The 15,953-nt window shown below is 75.2% G+C and carries 13 protein-coding genes; 7 read left to right on the forward strand and 6 right to left on the reverse strand.

What is annotated here, in order from left to right:
* Positions 1-8 precede the first annotated feature (8 nt).
* Positions 9-1,460 carry an MFS transporter gene (locus E4U91_RS04625; protein WP_137305414.1) on the reverse strand — a complete coding sequence of 484 codons (1,452 nt, stop codon included), beginning with the start codon at positions 1,458-1,460 and terminating at the stop codon, positions 9-11.
* A gap of 106 nt (positions 1,461-1,566) precedes the next feature.
* Between E4U91_RS04625 and E4U91_RS04630 the strand changes: the two genes are divergently transcribed.
* The 3 genes from E4U91_RS04630 (at position 1,567) to E4U91_RS04640 (ending at position 3,668) form a co-directional block, all read left to right on the forward strand.
* On the forward strand, positions 1,567-2,073 hold the full coding sequence (locus E4U91_RS04630; RefSeq protein WP_137305416.1) for a winged helix-turn-helix transcriptional regulator: 507 nt from the start codon (positions 1,567-1,569) through the stop codon (positions 2,071-2,073).
* 129 nt (positions 2,074-2,202) lie between these two features.
* Entirely contained in the window at positions 2,203-2,892 is a 690-nt protein-coding gene (locus E4U91_RS04635) for a phosphatase PAP2 family protein (protein ID WP_137305418.1), read from the forward strand.
* A gap of 77 nt (positions 2,893-2,969) precedes the next feature.
* Complete coding sequence (locus E4U91_RS04640; protein WP_137305420.1) at positions 2,970-3,668, forward strand: HAD family hydrolase; 699 nt, start codon at positions 2,970-2,972, stop codon at positions 3,666-3,668.
* A 105-nt stretch (positions 3,669-3,773) separates the two neighbouring features.
* Here the strand turns inward: E4U91_RS04640 and E4U91_RS04645 are convergent, their stop codons facing one another.
* Positions 3,774-4,031, reverse strand: coding sequence for a DUF2630 family protein (locus tag E4U91_RS04645; protein ID WP_277755273.1), 258 nt, complete (start codon positions 4,029-4,031; stop codon positions 3,774-3,776).
* A gap of 134 nt (positions 4,032-4,165) precedes the next feature.
* Between E4U91_RS04645 and E4U91_RS04650 the strand changes: the two genes are divergently transcribed.
* On the forward strand, positions 4,166-4,855 hold the full coding sequence (locus tag E4U91_RS04650) for a TetR/AcrR family transcriptional regulator (RefSeq protein WP_137305424.1): 690 nt from the start codon (positions 4,166-4,168) through the stop codon (positions 4,853-4,855).
* An 8-nt stretch (positions 4,856-4,863) separates the two neighbouring features.
* On the opposite strand, the gene E4U91_RS04655 is transcribed toward E4U91_RS04650, so the two are convergent.
* Entirely contained in the window at positions 4,864-6,366 is a 1,503-nt protein-coding gene (locus E4U91_RS04655) for an LVIVD repeat-containing protein (RefSeq protein ID WP_137305426.1), read from the reverse strand.
* A 190-nt stretch (positions 6,367-6,556) separates the two neighbouring features.
* On the opposite strand from E4U91_RS04655, the gene E4U91_RS04660 reads away from it, so the two are divergent.
* Positions 6,557-7,198: a DUF305 domain-containing protein gene (locus E4U91_RS04660; protein WP_137305428.1), complete on the forward strand. Its 642-nt coding sequence runs from the start codon at positions 6,557-6,559 to the stop codon at positions 7,196-7,198.
* Between the two features lie 160 nt (positions 7,199-7,358).
* Positions 7,359-8,717 carry an FAD-dependent oxidoreductase gene (locus tag E4U91_RS04665; protein ID WP_137305430.1) on the forward strand — a complete coding sequence of 453 codons (1,359 nt, stop codon included), beginning with the start codon at positions 7,359-7,361 and terminating at the stop codon, positions 8,715-8,717.
* A 74-nt stretch (positions 8,718-8,791) separates the two neighbouring features.
* Here E4U91_RS04665 and E4U91_RS04670 read toward each other — a convergent pair whose 3' ends face one another.
* Positions 8,792-9,163, reverse strand: a complete 372-nt coding sequence (locus tag E4U91_RS04670) for an ArsR/SmtB family transcription factor (protein WP_137305432.1) — start codon at positions 9,161-9,163, stop codon at positions 8,792-8,794.
* 118 nt (positions 9,164-9,281) lie between these two features.
* Here E4U91_RS04670 and E4U91_RS04675 point away from each other — a divergent pair, with 118 nt between their 5' ends.
* Positions 9,282-10,358: an NADH:flavin oxidoreductase/NADH oxidase gene (locus E4U91_RS04675; protein ID WP_137305434.1), complete on the forward strand. Its 1,077-nt coding sequence runs from the start codon at positions 9,282-9,284 to the stop codon at positions 10,356-10,358.
* A 109-nt stretch (positions 10,359-10,467) separates the two neighbouring features.
* On the opposite strand, the gene E4U91_RS04680 is transcribed toward E4U91_RS04675, so the two are convergent.
* The gene (locus E4U91_RS04680) at positions 10,468-14,988 is read right to left on the reverse strand and encodes a cation-translocating P-type ATPase (protein WP_241678504.1); all 4,521 of its coding nucleotides are present in this window, start codon (positions 14,986-14,988) and stop codon (positions 10,468-10,470) included.
* 9 nt (positions 14,989-14,997) lie between these two features.
* Positions 14,998-15,822: a hypothetical protein gene (locus E4U91_RS39755; RefSeq protein WP_174867752.1), complete on the reverse strand. Its 825-nt coding sequence runs from the start codon at positions 15,820-15,822 to the stop codon at positions 14,998-15,000.
* Positions 15,823-15,953: the final 131 nt, after the last annotated feature.

Raw genomic sequence — 15,953 nt, forward strand, 5'->3', positions numbered from 1 at the left:
GTTACCGGTCAGCGCGGCTCGGCGAGGGGGGCGGCGGCCGGGGCCTCCGCCGGGGCGGTGGCCGAGCGGGTGCGGGTGGAGCTGCGGGTGAGCCGCACGCCGACGACGGCCGTCGCGATGCTCAGCGCCGCCGCGACCACCCATGCGACACGGAAGTCCTGCCGCTGCGCCGGGCCGACGTGCGTGCCGACGATGGCGACAAGGAGCGCGACGCCCACCGTGGCGGACATCTGGCGCACGGAGTTGACCAGGGCCGACCCGGTGGCCGCCCGGTGGCCGGGCAGGGAGCTGACGCCGGCGGCCACCAGGGTGCCGAGGGTCAGCCCGACCCCCACGCCGCCGAGGACCAGGCTGGGCAGCAGGTCGCGCCAGTAGTCGGCGTCGAGGGAGGCGAAGCAGGTACGCCAGAGCATGGCGGCGGCGAAGAGCAGTCCGCCCGTGGCGACCAGCGGCCCGTGTCCCCGGCGCTGCGCGGAGCGCGCGGTGAGCAGGGTGACGACGGGGACCAGGGCGGGGCCGGGGACCATGGCGACACCGGTGCGCAGGGCGCTCCAGTGCCAGATCTCCTGGCACCACAGGACGTTGGACAAGAGCATGATCGCGAAAGCGATGCCGAACGCGAAGGTGCCGGCACTCGCGGCACCGAACTGGGGCAGGCGCAGCAGGGGCAGTTCGAACAGCGGGTGGCTGTGCCGGAGCGAGCGGCGGACGAAGGCGGCGGCACCGGCCAGTGCGAGGGCGAACAGCGCCAGGCTCCTGGTGTCCAGCCAGCCCCAGTCCGGTGCCTGCACCAGGGCGCCGGACAGGGCGGCGATCGCGAGGGTGATCAGCACGGCGCCCGTCAGGTCGGGCAGTCGCCCCTTCTCCCTGCGTGCGGTCGAGGGCAGGACGCGCAGCCCCGCGGCCACGGTGGCGATGCCGATGGGGAGGTTGATGACGAAGACCCAGCGCCAGTCGACCTGGACCAGCAGTCCGCCGGCGACGGGTCCCGCGGCCGCGGCGAGCCCGCCCACGGCCGCCCAGTTGCGGGTGGCGCGGGTGCGGTGCTCGGCCGGCACGGAGGCCAGCAGGAGCGCCAGGGAGGTGGGCAACTGGGCGGCGGCGCCGACGGCTTGGAGGGCCCGGGCCGCCACCAGGGTCCCCAGGTCGGGCGCCAGGGCGCAGGCGAGCGAGGCGAGGGTGAAGACGGTGACGCCCGCGAGGAACACCGGCCGCTGCCCCATCCGGTCGCCCAGGCGGCCCGCCACGACGAGGAGGGCCGCGAGGGCGATGGCGTAGGCGTTGAGCACCCAGGACAAGGAGCTCAGGGTGGCCGCTGTTCCGGAGGAGGAAGCGAAGGACGAGCCGATGGCGGGCAGCGCCACGTTGACGATCCACAGATCGAGGTTCGTCATGAAGACGGCCAGCAGGATGACGATCGACGCCAGGCGTTGATGTGAAAACCAAACCGATGGACTCATGGGGGTCAGCGAAGCACGGCACGGTTTGAAATTCAAACCGTTACGGGAGCGGGGTCCGACATTGCTCAAGCTTTGACATCCAAAGCCCGCGCGCGATACTCGGACCGTGACCACTGAACGCACCGACCCGTACGAGGTCCCCGGCCGCCCCTGCTCGATCGCCGCCACCCTGCAGGTCGTGGGCGACCGCTGGTCGCTGCTCGCCGTCCGCGAGGTCACGTTCGGCAACCACCGCTTCCGCCAGATCGCCAGGAACACCGGCGCCCCCACGGACCGCCTGTCCGCCCGGCTGAAGAGCCTGGTCGCCGACGGCGTCCTCGAGCGCCGCCCGCTGCCCGACGAGCCGCGCCACGACGGCTACTACCTGACCGAGGCCGGCCGCGACCTGCTCGGCGTCATCCGCGAACTGCTGCGCTGGGGGGACCGCTGGCTGACCACCGCCCCGCCGATGAAGCTGCGGCACCACGACCACGACTTCGGCCTCCGTCCGGTCTGCGCGCACTGCGGCGAGCCGGTCACCCAGGGCGAGGTGCACGCGGAGGTGGCCGCGGCCGGCTGGACGCTGGCGGGGCCGGTCGCCGATTCGACCGGCCGGGGCGCCCGGGACGCGTAGGCCGCCCGCGGGTCGGACGTGCACGTGCTCAGCACCCTGCCCCAACAGGCGGCCCCCGCCGTGTGACGACCCCGCCGGCACCGCCGTCCGGGTTGGCCTTCCGCCCCGCCCTTCGGCGAGGATCGCTGCATGAGCACCCCGCCCGTCGACGCCCCGCCCCGTCCGCCCGTGCCCCGTACGGCCGTCCGCGCCACGGTGCTGCTGTCGCTGTGCTCCCTGGTGCTGCTGGTGCTGGTGGCCGTCAGATGGGAGCCGCTGATGTCCGTCGACGGCGCCATCTCCCGCACCACGCACCGCTGGGCGGTCGACGAGCCGGGTGTCACCCACGTGTTCCGCATCCTGTCCGACTGGGTGTGGGACCCCAACACGATGCGGCTGCTGGGCGCGACGGTGGCGGTGTGGCTGGTGTGGCGGCGCGGGGCCTGGTGGACGGCCTGCTGGCTGGTGGCCGTGTCGGCACTCGGCACCCTGGTGCAGCAGGGCCTCAAGGCCGCGGTCGGCCGCCCCCGCCCTTGGTGGCCCGACCCGGTGGACACCGCCCACTTCGGGGCGTACCCGTCGGGGCACGCCCTGACCGCGACCGTGGTGTGCGGCCTGTTGCTGTGGCTGCTGCACCGCGCCGACCCGCCCGCTGCGCTGTGGCGCACGGCGGTGGCGCTGGCGGTGGTCTCGGTGGTCGGCGTCGGCCTGACCCGGGTGTGGCTCGGTGTGCACTGGCCGTCGGACGTGCTCGGCGGCTGGCTGCTGGGCGCGACCCTGGTGGCGGCGGCGATCACCGCGCACCACCGGTGGCAGCCGGTGCGTCCGACCCGGCCGTGACGCCCGTGCGCCCGTGCGCCCGTGCGCCTGGAGGAAGCGGGCCACGCACGCGATCACCTGATCCTAGGATCGGTGCCATGGCGACCGTCCTGTTCGACTTCTCCGGCACGCTGTTCCGCACCGAGTCCGCCGGTTCCTGGCTGCGGGCCACCCTGGACGAGGCCGGCGCAACCCTCCCGGACGCGGAACTGGAGGAGACGGCGCGGGCGTTGGAGGCGGCCGGGGCCCTGCCCGGCGGCGCGCCCCCGCAGCGGGTCCCGGAGGAACTGGCGGAACTGTGGCGGCGGCGCGACGAGAGCGCCGCGCTGCACCGGGCGGCGTTCACCGGGCTCGCCCGCCGGGTGCCGCTGCCCGACCCGGCGCTCTACGACGCCCTGTACGAACGGCACATGAGCCCGGCCGCGTGGGCGCCGTACCCGGACGCCGCCGAGGTGCTGCGGGCGCTCACGGACCGCGGCATCCGCGTCGGCGTGGTGAGCAACATCGGCTGGGACCTGCGCCCCGTGTTCCGCGCGCACGGCCTCGACGCGCATGTGGACGCCTACGTGCTGTCGTACGAGCACGGCGTGCAGAAGCCGGACCCGAGGCTGTTCCGGGTGGCCTGCGAGGCGCTCGGCGCGGACCCGCGGCGCACGCTGATGGTGGGCGACAACCGGCGGGCGGACGGCGGCACGGCGGCGCTGGGCTGTGCCGTGCACTTCGTGGACCACCTGCCCGCGCGCCTTCGCCCGGACGCCCTGCGCCCGGTGCCTGACCTGGCGGCGGCGCTCGGCTGACGCCGGGCCGTGGCGGTGGTCCCGCCGCGGTGCATGGCGCCCCGGTGGTCCGCCGCGGTGCACGGCGCCCCGCGCGGGCCGACCGCTCCCCCGGCCGCGGGCCGTTCAGGTCCGGTAGTCCTCCACCTGCGACGAGGGGCGCACCCGGGCCTCGTCGGGGTTCTCCCCGTACTCGCTCTTGGCGCGCCGCTGGCGCAGCAGGTCCCAGCACTGGTCCAGCGCGCGCTCCAGCTCGGCCAGCCGCTGCCGCTCGGTGTCGCCGTCGATGCGCCCGGCGGCGAGGTCCGACCGGAGCGTGTGCTCGTGCTCGACCATCTCCGAGATCCTCGACCGGCGCCCCGGGACGAAAGTAGCCTGAGCCAACTTTCAGGGTGGAAAGGGTCCGCCTCGGACGATCCCCCGTGTCGTCCGAGGCGGATTCCGGTCGTGCGCCCCAGGGGGCCGACCGGCATGCGTTGAGTATATTGGCTGGCAGCCAATCAACGCAGGAGTCCAGCATGTCCCCGCGCAGCGCATCGGTCAATGAAGAATTGCGACGGCGCTCCCGGGAGCGGCTGCTGCAGGCGTCGTTGGAGCTGGTCGGCGAGCGCGGCTACGACGCCACGACGCTGGCCGACATCGCGGACCGGGCCGGCTCGGCACGCGGTCTGGTCTCGTACTACTTCCCGGGCAAGCGCCAGTTGGTCCAGTCGGCCGTGCACCGGCTGATGCACCGCACGCTGGAGGAGGCCCTGGAGCGCGAGCCGCACACCGAGGACGGCCGGGAACGGATGGCCCGGGCCATCGACGCGGTACTGGGACTGGCCCGGGACCGCACGGTCCTGATGCGCCAGCACATGGCGGGGCTGCTGGACACCGAGGGGTTCGTGCAGTGTCCGGAGCAGCGGCGGCTGGCGGAGCTGCTGCGCGAGACGGTGGTGCGGCACGGCTCGCGGGACGTCGACGCCGACTACCCGATGATGCGCTCGCTGCTGATGGGCGCGGTGTTCGCGATGGTCCTGCCCAATGTGCCGATGTCGTTCGCGACGATGCGCGCGGAGCTGTTCCGGCGCTACGGGTTGGACTGGGAGCTGGGTGTCCCGCCGGACGTCGAGGCGCCCGGCGGGACGTGCGAGACGGACCTGTCGCGGTACTTCGCGACCGGCACGCGGCCCGGGGAACAGCCGCGGCCTGCTCCGTCGCCGTAGTCGAGGGCTCAGTCGAAGTAGTCGGGCTGGGTCTGGACGTTGAGCTCGGGCAGCCGGACGCGCTGGGCCGGGTCGGTGCGGCGGTCGGTGAGCTTCAGGACGTCGAAGCCCTTGGCGATGTCGTTCGAGTAGATGTAGCCGTTGTAGTAGTACGCCGACCAGGAGCCGCCCACGCTGAGCGCGTCGGTGGTCAGCGGGCCGCGCTCGAAGTAGGCGATCTCCTTCGGGTGGGCGGAGTCGGTGAACTCCCAGACGGAGACGCCGCCCTGGTACCAGGCCTGGACCATGATGTCGCGGCCCCGGACCGGGATCAGCGAGCCGTTGTGGGCCACGCAGTTCTCGGTGTCGGCCTGCTCGCGCGGGATCTTGTAGTAGCCGCGGAAGACGAGCTTGCGCTTGTCGCCCTTGCCGACGATGTCGTAGATGCCGTCGGCACCGCGGTTCGGGCCGATGGCGGCGTTGCAGGTCGCGGCTCCGCCGCCGCCCAGCTCGTCGGTGAACACGACCTTGTTCGCCTTCTGGTTGAAGGTCGCCGAGTGCCAGAAGGCGAAGTTGACGTTGTCCTGGACCCGGTCGATCACCTTGGGGTGCTCCGGGTCCTTGACGGAGAACAGGATGCCGTCACCCATGCAGGCGCCCGCCGCGAGGTCCTGCTCCGGCAGCACGGTGATGTCGTGGCAGCCGGTCGTCTTGGACACGCCGGGGTTGGTGGGCGCGCCCGGGTTGCCGCCGCCGTCCGGGCCCTCACCGGGGAACAGGACGGGGAAGTTGACCACGGCCGCCTGTTCGGGCGCCTTGCGCGGCACCTTGATGACGGAGATGCCGTCGTGCGGCGGCCGGCAGTCGGGGTAACTGGCGCTGGGCGAGTAGGAGGAGACGTAGACGTACACGTTCTTCCGCTCGGGCACCAGGGTGTGGGTGTGCGAGCCGCACGCGGTCTCGACGGCCGCGACGTACTTCGGGTTGCGCTTGTCGCTGATGTCGAAGACCTTCATGCCCTCCCAGGAGGACTTCTCGGTCGCGGGCTGCGTGGTGCTGTTGCAACTGCTGTCGCTGCGCGAGGAGTCCGTGGACAGGAAGAGCAGGTCGCCGGAGACGGAGACGTCGTTCTGCGAGCCCGGACACAGCACCTGGGCGATCGTCCTGGGCGCCTTCGGGTTGCTGATGTCGAAGACGCGGAAGCCGTCGTAGTTGCCGGCGAAGGCGTACCGGCCCTGGAAGGCGAGGTCGGAGTTGATGCCGGTGAGGGCGTCCTTGGGGATGTTGACGAGGTGCTCGAGGTTGGCGGAGTGGACGATCTCGTCCTGGCCGGGTATCTCGCCGGCCGCGATCGCCTCGGCCGCGTCGGCCTGCGTCCGGGCGGACACCGCCTTGTCGGCGGTGGGGGCGTCCCCCGGGTCGGGGGTGGCGCCCGCCGGGGAGGCGGTGAGCAGGGCGGCCAGGAGGCCCGCCCCGGCCGCCACGACTCCCAGTCGTCTGTGCCGCGTTCGGGATGCGTTCAACAGGGTCACTGCTTCCTCCCTCGTTGCCGTTCACGGGGAACGGATCACGGTCCTCCGCAGTATCGTCTTAGTCATGCTCAAGCCAACAGATGGCAACGCGTTCATCCCACAACTTTTCGACAGGTGACACACAGGACAGGTACGGGTCCTGACGGTCGGTCCTGACGGACCACCAAGTCTCCCGCCCCAGGAGGTCGTTGTGCTCTTCCGCCGTGCGTCCCTGGTCGTCACCGCCGCCCTGGCCCTGGCCCTCGCGGGCTGCGACTCCGCGTCGGACGCCGGTCCGGAACCGGCCGGCGGGAGCGGCCCCTCGGTGATCGTCCCGGGGGCGCCCGGGGAGGGGAACCGCACCCTCTCCGCCCAGGAGGCGGCCCAGCAGCGCGCCGAGGACGACACCCCCAACGCGGCCGACGTGGCGTACGCGCGGATGATGATCGTCCACCACCAGCAGGCCCTGGACATGGCCGCGCTCGTCCCCACCCGTGCCGCGTCGGGCGACGTCAAGCGGCTGGCGTCCCGGATCGCCGCCGCGCAGGGGCCGGAGATCACGTCGATGCGGGGCTGGCTGACGTCGTACAAGAAGGACGGGACGCCCGGCCGGCACGACCACGCGGCGATGCCGGGGATGGCGACCGAGGCACAGCTGGCACGGCTGCGGGCGGCGCGGGGCGCGGCGTTCGACCAGCTGTTCCTGACCTTGATGATCACCCACCACCAGGGTGCCATCACCATGGCCACGGACGTCAAGGCCCAGGGCAACAACCTGCGGATCGAGGAGATGGCGGACGACGTGGTCGCCCAGCAGACCACGGAGATCCAGCGGATGCTGACGATGCGGTGAGGCTGAGGGCTGGGGGTTGAGGGCTGAGGGCTGGGGGCGGTCGGGCGTCGTTGCTCGGGCGGGCCCCGTTGCCCGTGGGGTGCCGCCGGCCGGGTGACACGTGCGGCCGGTGCGTGCGGTACCCCTGTCGGCGGGGCGCCCGCGGTGCGATGCTGGGGCCATGCGAGTCGCCGTGGTCGGCTCCGGGCCGAGCGGGGTCTACACCGCCCAGAGTCTGCTCCAGCAGGACCCCGAGGTACGCGTCGACGTCCTGGACCGACTGCCGTGCCCCTACGGGCTGGTGCGCTACGGCGTCGCCCCGGACCACGAGAAGATCAAGTCCCTCCAGCACACGCTGCGCACGGTGCTGGAGGAGGAGCGGGTGCGTTTCCTCGGCGGGGTCGAGGTGGGCGCCGGCGGGGTGCCCGTGGCCCGGCTGCGCGAGCTGTACCACGCGGTCGTGTACTGCGTGGGCGCGGCGACCGACCGGCGACTCGGCATCCCCGGTGAGGACCTGCCGGGCAGCTGGTCGGCGACCGAGTTCGTGTCCTGGTACAGCGCCCACCCGGACGCGGTCACGGACGGCTTCCTGCGCGACGTCCGGTCGGCGGTGGTCGTCGGGGTGGGCAACGTCGCGGTGGACGTCACCCGCATCCTGGCCCGGGGCACGGCCGAGCTGAGCGCCACCGACATGCCGCAGGCGGCACTGACCGCGCTGGGCGCGAGCCGGGTCGACACGGTGCACATGGTGGGGCGGCGCGGCCCCTCCCAGGCGCGCTTCACCACCAAGGAACTGCGCGAGCTCGGGTCCCTGCCGGATACCGAACCGGTCGTGGAAGCAGCCGAGTTGACGCTCGATCCCGATGCCGCCGAGCCCTCCGGGCTGCCCGCGGCGCAGCGGCGCAACGTCGAGGTGCTGCGGGGCTGGGCGGCGCGGCCGCCGGGAGCGGCGCGGCGGCGCATCCGGCTGCGGTTCTTCCTGCGGCCGGTCGAACTCCTCGCCCGGGACGGGCGGGTGGGCGCCGTGCGGTTCGAGCGGACGGCGCCGGACGGGCACGGCGGGGTGACCGGCACGGGCCGGTTCGAGGAGATCGAGGCCCAGTTGGTGCTGCGGTCGGTGGGCTACCGCGGAGTGCCGTTGGAGGGGCTGCCGTTCGACCCCGCGCGCGGGACCGTGCCGCACCGGGCGGGCCGCGTGCTGCGCGGAGTGGCGGTGGCGCCGGGCGAGTACGTGGCCGGCTGGATCAAGCGCGGGCCCACCGGTGTCATCGGCACCAACCGGCCCTGCGCCAAGGAGACGGCCGCCTCGCTCCTCGCGGACGCCCCGGCGCTCGTCCGCCGGGAGGTGCCGGCGGATCCCCTGCCGTTGCTGCGGGCGGCGGGGGCCGAGCCGGTGGAGTGGAGCGGCTGGCTGGACATCGAGCGCGCCGAGGCGGCGCTCGGGGCCGCGCTGGGGCGAGGCGGCCCGGTCAAGCTGCCGGACCGGGCGGCGCTGCGCGCGGCGATCGGCGGGGCGGGCGCGGACCGGCGGCACGACTGAGGTCGCCGGGGAAGCGGCCGAAGGCTGCGCCACGCATCCGCGGGTGGGTGCCTCGGACGGCCCGGGGAGCCGGCTCAGCCGTCCCCGAGGCGCAGGGCCTGCCGCTCGGCGGCGGTGAGGACGCGGTCGAGGAGCCCTGGGAACAGCTCGTCCAGGTCGTCCTTGCGCAGCCCGTTCATCTTCGCCGTGCCCCGGTAGACCTGGCGGATCACGCCCGCCTCGCGCAGGACCCGGAAGTGGTGCGTGCTCGTGGACTTGGTCACCGGCAGGGCGAACTGGGAACAGGACAGCTCGTCCCCCTCGACGGCGAGCTCCCGCACGATCCGCAGCCGCATCGGGTCCGAGAGCGCGTGCAGCACCGACTCCAGCCGGATCTCCCCGGGCGCCGGGTGCGGGAGATCGCGGCCGCCGGCGGCGGGGACGGGGGCGGACGCTGCGGTGGTCACGGTGGCTCCACTTCCTCGGGGTCCCCCATCGTACGAGGTCCATCGTAGTTTGACATCTCCCGTAGTACGACGAGTACCGTACGACAGGACACCGGCACCCCGACGAACGGAGTTTTCCGTGAGTGCGCTCTTCGAGCCCTGGACACTGCGCGACGTGACGATCCCGAACCGCGTGTGGATGACTCCCATGTGCCAGTACTCGGCGGCCCCCGAGGGCCCCGCGACGGGCGTTCCCACCGACTGGCACCTCGCCCACTACGGCGCTCGCGCGACCGGCGGCACCGGCCTGATCATCACCGAGGCCACCGCCGTCAGCCCCGAGGGGCGCATCTCGCCGTACGACCTGGGCCTGTGGAACGACGACCAGGTCGAGGGCTTCCGCCGGATCACCCGGTTCCTGACGGAACAGGGCGCCGTCCCGGCCGTTCAGCTGGCCCACGCCGGGCGCAAGGCGTCGACGGAACGGACGTGGAAGGGCGGGACCCCGCTCGCGCCGGCGGAGGGCGGGTGGCAGCCGGTCGCGCCGAGCGCGGTCGCCTTCGACGAACGCCACCCGGTACCGCACGAGCTGACGATCGATCAGATCGGCGACGTGGTCCAGCAGTTCGTGGACGGGGCCCGGCGCGCGCTCGCCGCCGGGTTCGAGGTCGTGGAACTGCACGGCGCCCACGGCTACCTCATCCACGAGTTCCTCTCGCCGCACAGCAACCACCGCACCGACGCCTACGGCGGCTCCTTCGAGAACCGCGCCCGCTTCGCCCTGGAGGTCGTCGACGCCGTGCGCGCCGTCTGGCCCGAGGACAAGCCCCTGTTCTTCCGCGTCTCCGCCACCGACTGGCTGGAGCAGGACGGCTGGACGGCGGACGACACCGTGCGCCTGGCGCGGGAGCTGCACGCCCACGGCGTCGACCTGCTGGACGTCTCCACCGGGGGCAACGCCTCCGTCCGCATCCCCACCGGCCCCGGCTACCAGGTGCCCTTCGCCGCCCGGGTCAAGGCCGAGACGCCGATGCCGGTCGCGGCCGTGGGCCTGATCACCGACGCCGAACAGGCCGAGAAGATCGTCGCCAACGGCGAGGCGGACGCGGTCCTCCTCGGCCGCGAACTGCTGCGCAACCCGTCCTGGGCCCAGCACGCGGCCCGGGCGCTCGGCGGGGAGGTGCGGGTGCCCGACCAGTACCACCGGTCGGTGTGACGTGCGGGCGGGGGCCACCGCGGTCCGTACCGCGGTGGCCCCCGCCCGCACCGTCCCTGCCGCCGGCCCGGTGCGGCTCCTGTCCGTGGCACCGGCCCACGTCCGCCCCTCACCGCTTCAGGCGGAGCACCGTCTCCTCCAGGCGGGGCAGGACCCGCTGGCCCGCCAGGGCGAGGGCGATGGAGCCGCACACCCCGGCCCACGCGACCGGTCCGAGCGGGGTGCAGCCGAAGAGACGGCTCGCGCCGGGCGTCTGCACCAGCAGCACCAGGGCGACGGCCGAGCCCAGCACGGTCGCCCGCACCAGTCCGCTCTCGCGGCGGTCGGCCAGCGTCTGCGCCAGCTGGGTACCGACCACCGCGCACAGCGCCATCGTGGTCGACCGGCGCTGCGTACCCGGCGTGAAGCGACCGAACAGCCAGGCCGCCACGGCGCCCAGACAGGTCGTCAGCGCGCGGTGCCGGATCTGCTCGATCAGCGGCGCGCCCAGCAGCGAGGTGCCGAGCGGTCCGTCCGTCTCCTCGGTCGCCCGCGGCACCGGGGTGACCGCCACGGCCATCGCCGGGAACAGGTCCGTGAACAGGTTCACCAGCAGCATCTGCCGCGTGGACAGCGGCGCCCTGCGCCCCAGCAGGGTGCCGACGATGCCGAAGCCCACCTCGCCCGCGTTGCCGCCGATCAGGATGGCGATGGCGTCGGCGACGCTGTGCCACAGGGCGCGGCCCTCGTGGACGGCCTCGATGAGGACCCGCATGTCGTCGTCGGTCAGGACGATGTCGGCGGCGTTGCGGGCGGCGGCCGAGCCGCGCGCGTTGAGGCCGACGCCGACGTCGGCGGCCCGGATCGCGGCGGCGTCGTTGGCGCCGTCGCCGACCATGCCGACCACCCGGCCGGCGTCCCGCAGGGCCTCGACCACCTGGAGCTTCTGCTCCGGCGCGACCCGGGCGACGACCCCGGCGTCGCGCAGGATGCCGGCGCGTTCCGAGCGGTCGGCCGACGCCAGCTCGTCGCCGGTGACCACGACGGTGTCCTCGGACCAGCCGAGCTCGACGGCGATCGCCCGCGCGGTCTGCGGGTGGTCACCGGTGAGCATCACCGGCCGCACGCCCGCCTCTTCGAGGGACCGCACCAGTTCCGGGGAGGTCTCACGGGCCACGTCGGCGAGCGCCACCAGTCCGGTGAACTCCAGTTCCCCCAGCGGCCCTTCGAGGGCGTCGGCGTCCGTCTCGCCGTCGCGCAGGCGGCGTTCGGCGACCGCCAGCACCCGCAGCCCGTTCCCGGCCAGGCGGTGCGCGGTGTCGTCCGCCTCGTCGGCACCGGCCGTGCAGGCGGGCAGGACGTTCTCCGGGGCGCCCTTGACCACCAGGGTGCGCCCGCCGTCGGCGGCGTGGCCCACGGCGGCGGCGTAGCCCCGGGCCGCCTCGAAGGGCAGGCCCTCCGTCTGGGTCCACTCCGGGTCGTCACCGGCCGCCTCCAGCACCGCCTCGTCGGTGGCGTGCACCGGGCGGTCGGAGCCGCCGTTCGTCCGGGGGCAGGCCCGCGCGGCGACGGTGAGCGTGTGGCCGTCCACCGCCTCGTCCCGGCCGTGGGCCGTGCCGTCGGCCTCGGTGACCCGGACCAGCCGGAGCCGGTTCTCGGTGAGGGTGCCGGTCTTGTCGAAGCACACGGTGTCCATGCGGCCCAGCGCCTCCAGGGTGCGCGGCGCGCGCACCAGCACCCCGCGCCGGCTGAGCCGGCGGGCCGCCGCGAGCTGGGCGACGGTCGCCACCAACGGCAGCCCCTCGGGCACAGCGGCCACGGCCACCGCGACGCCGCCGCTCACCGCGTCGCGCAGGGGGGTGCCCCGCAGCAGCGACAGACCGGTCACCGCGGCGCCCCCGGCGAGGGTCAACGGCAGGGCCTTACGGGTGAGTTCCTGCAGCCGGGCCTGGACACCGGCGGCCGGGGGCGTGCGCGCGGCCAGGTGGACGGCGCGCGACGCCTCGGTGCGGTCGCCGGTCTCCACGACCACCGCACGCGCGTGGCCCGCCACCACCGTGGTGCCCTCGAACACCATGCAGCGGCGGTCGGCCACCGAGGCCCGCGGTGTCGGCTCGGTCTGCTTGTCCACGGGCAGCGACTCACCGGTGAGCGCCGACTCGTCGACCTCGAGCCCGTCCGCCCACAGCAGGCGCGCGTCGGCGGGCACCACGTCGTCCGCCTGGAGCTCGATCACGTCGCCCGGGTGCAGCTTGGCGGCGTCGACGGTGCGCGGTCCGTCGTCCCCGGCGTCCTCGGCGGCGATACGGGCCTTCTGCCGGTGCTCCTTGAGCAGTGCGGCCACCGCGCGCTCGGCCCGCAACCGCTGGACGCCGCCCACCAGGGCGTTCAGGTCGAGCGCGCCGACGACCAGCAGGGCGTCCGCGGCCGAGCCGAGGACCGCCTCGGCGGCGGAGCCCACCGCCAGCACCGGCGTGAGCGGATCGTCCAGCTCGTGGCGCACCGCCCGGGCCAGCTGGACCGTCCAGCCCAGCGGCTTCAGCGCGGGGACGCGTCCGGCGCGCCCGGCGGCGGCCTGGACCCGGTTGGCCGCCTGCTCCGACAGACCGGGCTGCTCCTGCGGACGCCGCGCCAGACGGTCCCGTACGTCGTCGGGGTGCAGGTCGTGCCAGGCGACGCGCTCCCGTGGGTGCGGGGAGCGGGCCAGCGCGACGCCCAGGGCGCTCCGTGCGCCGCCCAGCAGGGCAGCGGCGGCGGCCACGTCCACGGGCGCGTGGCGCAGACCGGGCAGCGGGGTGCGGCGCCCGCCGCGGCCGGCATCGCCGACGGCCACCATCAGTCCCGACAGGGCGGCACCCGACTTGGCCAGGGTCTGGGCCCGGCCGCTCACGGCCTTCGCGGCCGGTACGGCCCGCAGCAGCCGCCAGACGTCCGGGAGGCCGCCGGGGGCGATCACATCGGCGGCCCAGGCGACGGCGGCGTCGCCGTTCGCCGTCGCCACGGCCACGTCACCGGCCAGCAGACCGGCCAGGACGTCGTCCGGGGCGGTCGTCCCGTCACCGGTGCCGTGGGAGGGCCGCCCGGCGTCGCCGGGTGCCCGGGGGCCGGTGGCGTCCGGGGACCCGTCGCCGCGGTGTGCGGGGCCGTCGGGGCCGGGCGTCGCGCCGGGGTCGTACGCCTGGCTCGGTGCGCGGGCGGTGCCCGCCTCGGGCACCTCGCCCGGTGCGCGTGCCGTGTCCGGGCCAGGCGCAGCGCCGTCGTCCGCGGGCGCCGGGAGGTGGCGGGCCACGGTGAGGACCCTGCCGCGACGGCGCAGGGATGCGACCGCCTCGGTCAGGGGCCGGTCCGCCGGCACCACGTGGTCCGCGAGGACGGTGAAGTCCGCGAGGGCCGGGTCGTCCACCATCACCACCCGCAGCCCGGCGCCGCGCGCCGCGTCCAGCACGGCCTCGGCCCAGGCGTCGACACCGCCGCCCGGCGCGCGCAGCGCACTGGGGTGCAGCAGCACCGACTCCACCGTCTCCAGCTGGCGCAGCCGCTCGCTGTCGCGCACCACCACGCCCGAGCGCGCCAGCGCACAGCACAGGACCGCGTTGAACGCCGCGGGGCCGTAGCGGGCCGCCTTGGGCGAGCCGGCGAGCACGGCCTCGGCCGCCTCGTTCGCGTCGTGCTTGATCAGCAGGGTCGCCGCGGCACCCAGCACGCTCCCGGTGCCCGCGTTGGCGGCGTACTCCGCGGCGGGGGACGGACGCAGCGGCGGCCGGGGCACGGTCCCGGCGGAGGCGCGGACGCGATCCGGCGCGCACAGCAGGTCGTGGGCCGCGTCGAAGGCGGTGGCGCGCGCGACGGTCTCCGTGAGCTGGAGGCCCCGCAGCGTGCCGTCCAGGACCAGGGCCGTCGGCGTCTGGCCCGCCGCGTGCGCGGTGGCATTGGCCGCGGCGAGCAGCAGGTCCATGCGGGACCGGCCGACGCGCCGGCTCAGCAGCCCGCGGAAGCGGGGGTTCTCGCGCAGCAGCGTCACCGCGGCCGTGACCAGGCGCGGCGAGGGCGGCAGGCGCAGCGCGTACGCGGTCAGCCCGGCCGCGGTGCCCGCCAGGTCGGTCAGCAGGGCGGCCGTGGCGTTGCGCACCCCGGCCGGGTCGCCGGGGTGGGGGAACTCCTCCACCGGGTCGTCGCTCGGGCCGAGACCGTGCCGTTCGGCCAGTTCGGCCGCCCGGTCGAGCACCCGGTCGGCGACGGCGTCCTCGGTCGCGGCCAGCACCAGCCGGCCCAGCCCGCCGTCCCAGTAGGCGTAGGCGACGTCCGGCCGCTCGGCCAGGGTGCGGGCCACCCGGCGCGCCGCCTGTTCCAGGCCGCCCAGCCGGTCGACCTTCTCGCCCGAGGTGGGCCGCAGCGCGAGGTGCGCGCGGCGACCGGACCGCCAGGCGCCGCGCGCGCCCGTCACCGCGTGGCGGGTCACCCGGCCGACCCGGGCGGCGGTGTCGACCCCGCGCACGCCGGCCCGTACGGCTCCGGCCGCGGCGCCCGCGGCGACACCCACGGCGCCCACGGCCAGGTCGGCGACGGGCGAACCGCCCCGCTCCAGCCGCGGACCTCCCGGCAGTACCCCGGCGGCCACCGCGGCCGGGACCTTCCACACTCCCAGCGCCATCGCCGTCCCTCACTTCCCGCCGTCGGCCGAACCGGACCCGTCCGTGGGGGCCACCGCCCCGTCGCGGGCTCCGGCGGCCGGAGTGTCCTGCGGGGCGCTGCGCTCAGCGGTCGCACCGGTGGTCGCCCCGTCGCCGGCCGCGGGGCCGGTGCCCGTGTCCTTCGCAGCGCCGGCCGCGACACTGGTGTCCTCGCTGCGGGAGGGGCCCGCCTCGGGGCCGGTGTCCTTGCCCTGGGCCGCATCGGCAGCGGAGCTGGTGCCCTCGCCCTGGGCCGCACCGGCCGCCCCACCCGTGCCGCCCGCCGGTCCGGGACCGGCCGCGTGAGCCGGACCGGCCGTCCGCTCGCCACCGGAGGTCTGCGCCGCTTGCTCGGAACCGGAGGACTCCGCTGCCCGCTCGCCACCGGCAGCATGCGCGGACGTGCCCGCCCGAGTGGTCCAGGTCGCCGAGCCCTTGCGCTGTGCGGTCCGTGCCGCGCGGCCGCCGGTCGACGCCTTCGCCGCGCCGTGCGCCGCGCTCCCGGTGACGCCGTGCGCCCCGCCCTTCCCCTGCGGGCCGGCGTCCCACCGCTCCTCGGGCCGGGGACGGGTCAGCCAGGCCACCGCGGCCCCGGTGACCGCGACCGGCCACTCCACGACCCCGGCGACACCGAGGACGCCGGCGCCGGCGTACACCGCCATGCGCCGTCCGCGCGGGGACAGGGCACCGGCCCTGTGCCACGCGCCGCCGGCCACCCGGCCCACCAGACCGGCACCCGGCACCTTCCCCAGCGTCGACGCCGCGGTGCGCACCGGCCCCGGGTGCGCCGACGTGGACGACTGCTGCACGGTCATGGCCCTCACCTCGCGAGACTTCGCCGTCGGCCTCTCCGGGTGCCCTCGACGCGCCGGTCATCACGCGGTTCCCTCGACCGTTTCGCCCGACTTGTCCTCGACGTGGGTGAGCGAAAGATCCGGATCCGTCC

Origin of the sequence: Streptomyces lasalocidi, assembly GCF_005280215.1 — a bacterium.
GTDB classification, from domain to species: Bacteria; Actinomycetota; Actinomycetes; order Streptomycetales; family Streptomycetaceae; genus Streptomyces; species Streptomyces longwoodensis.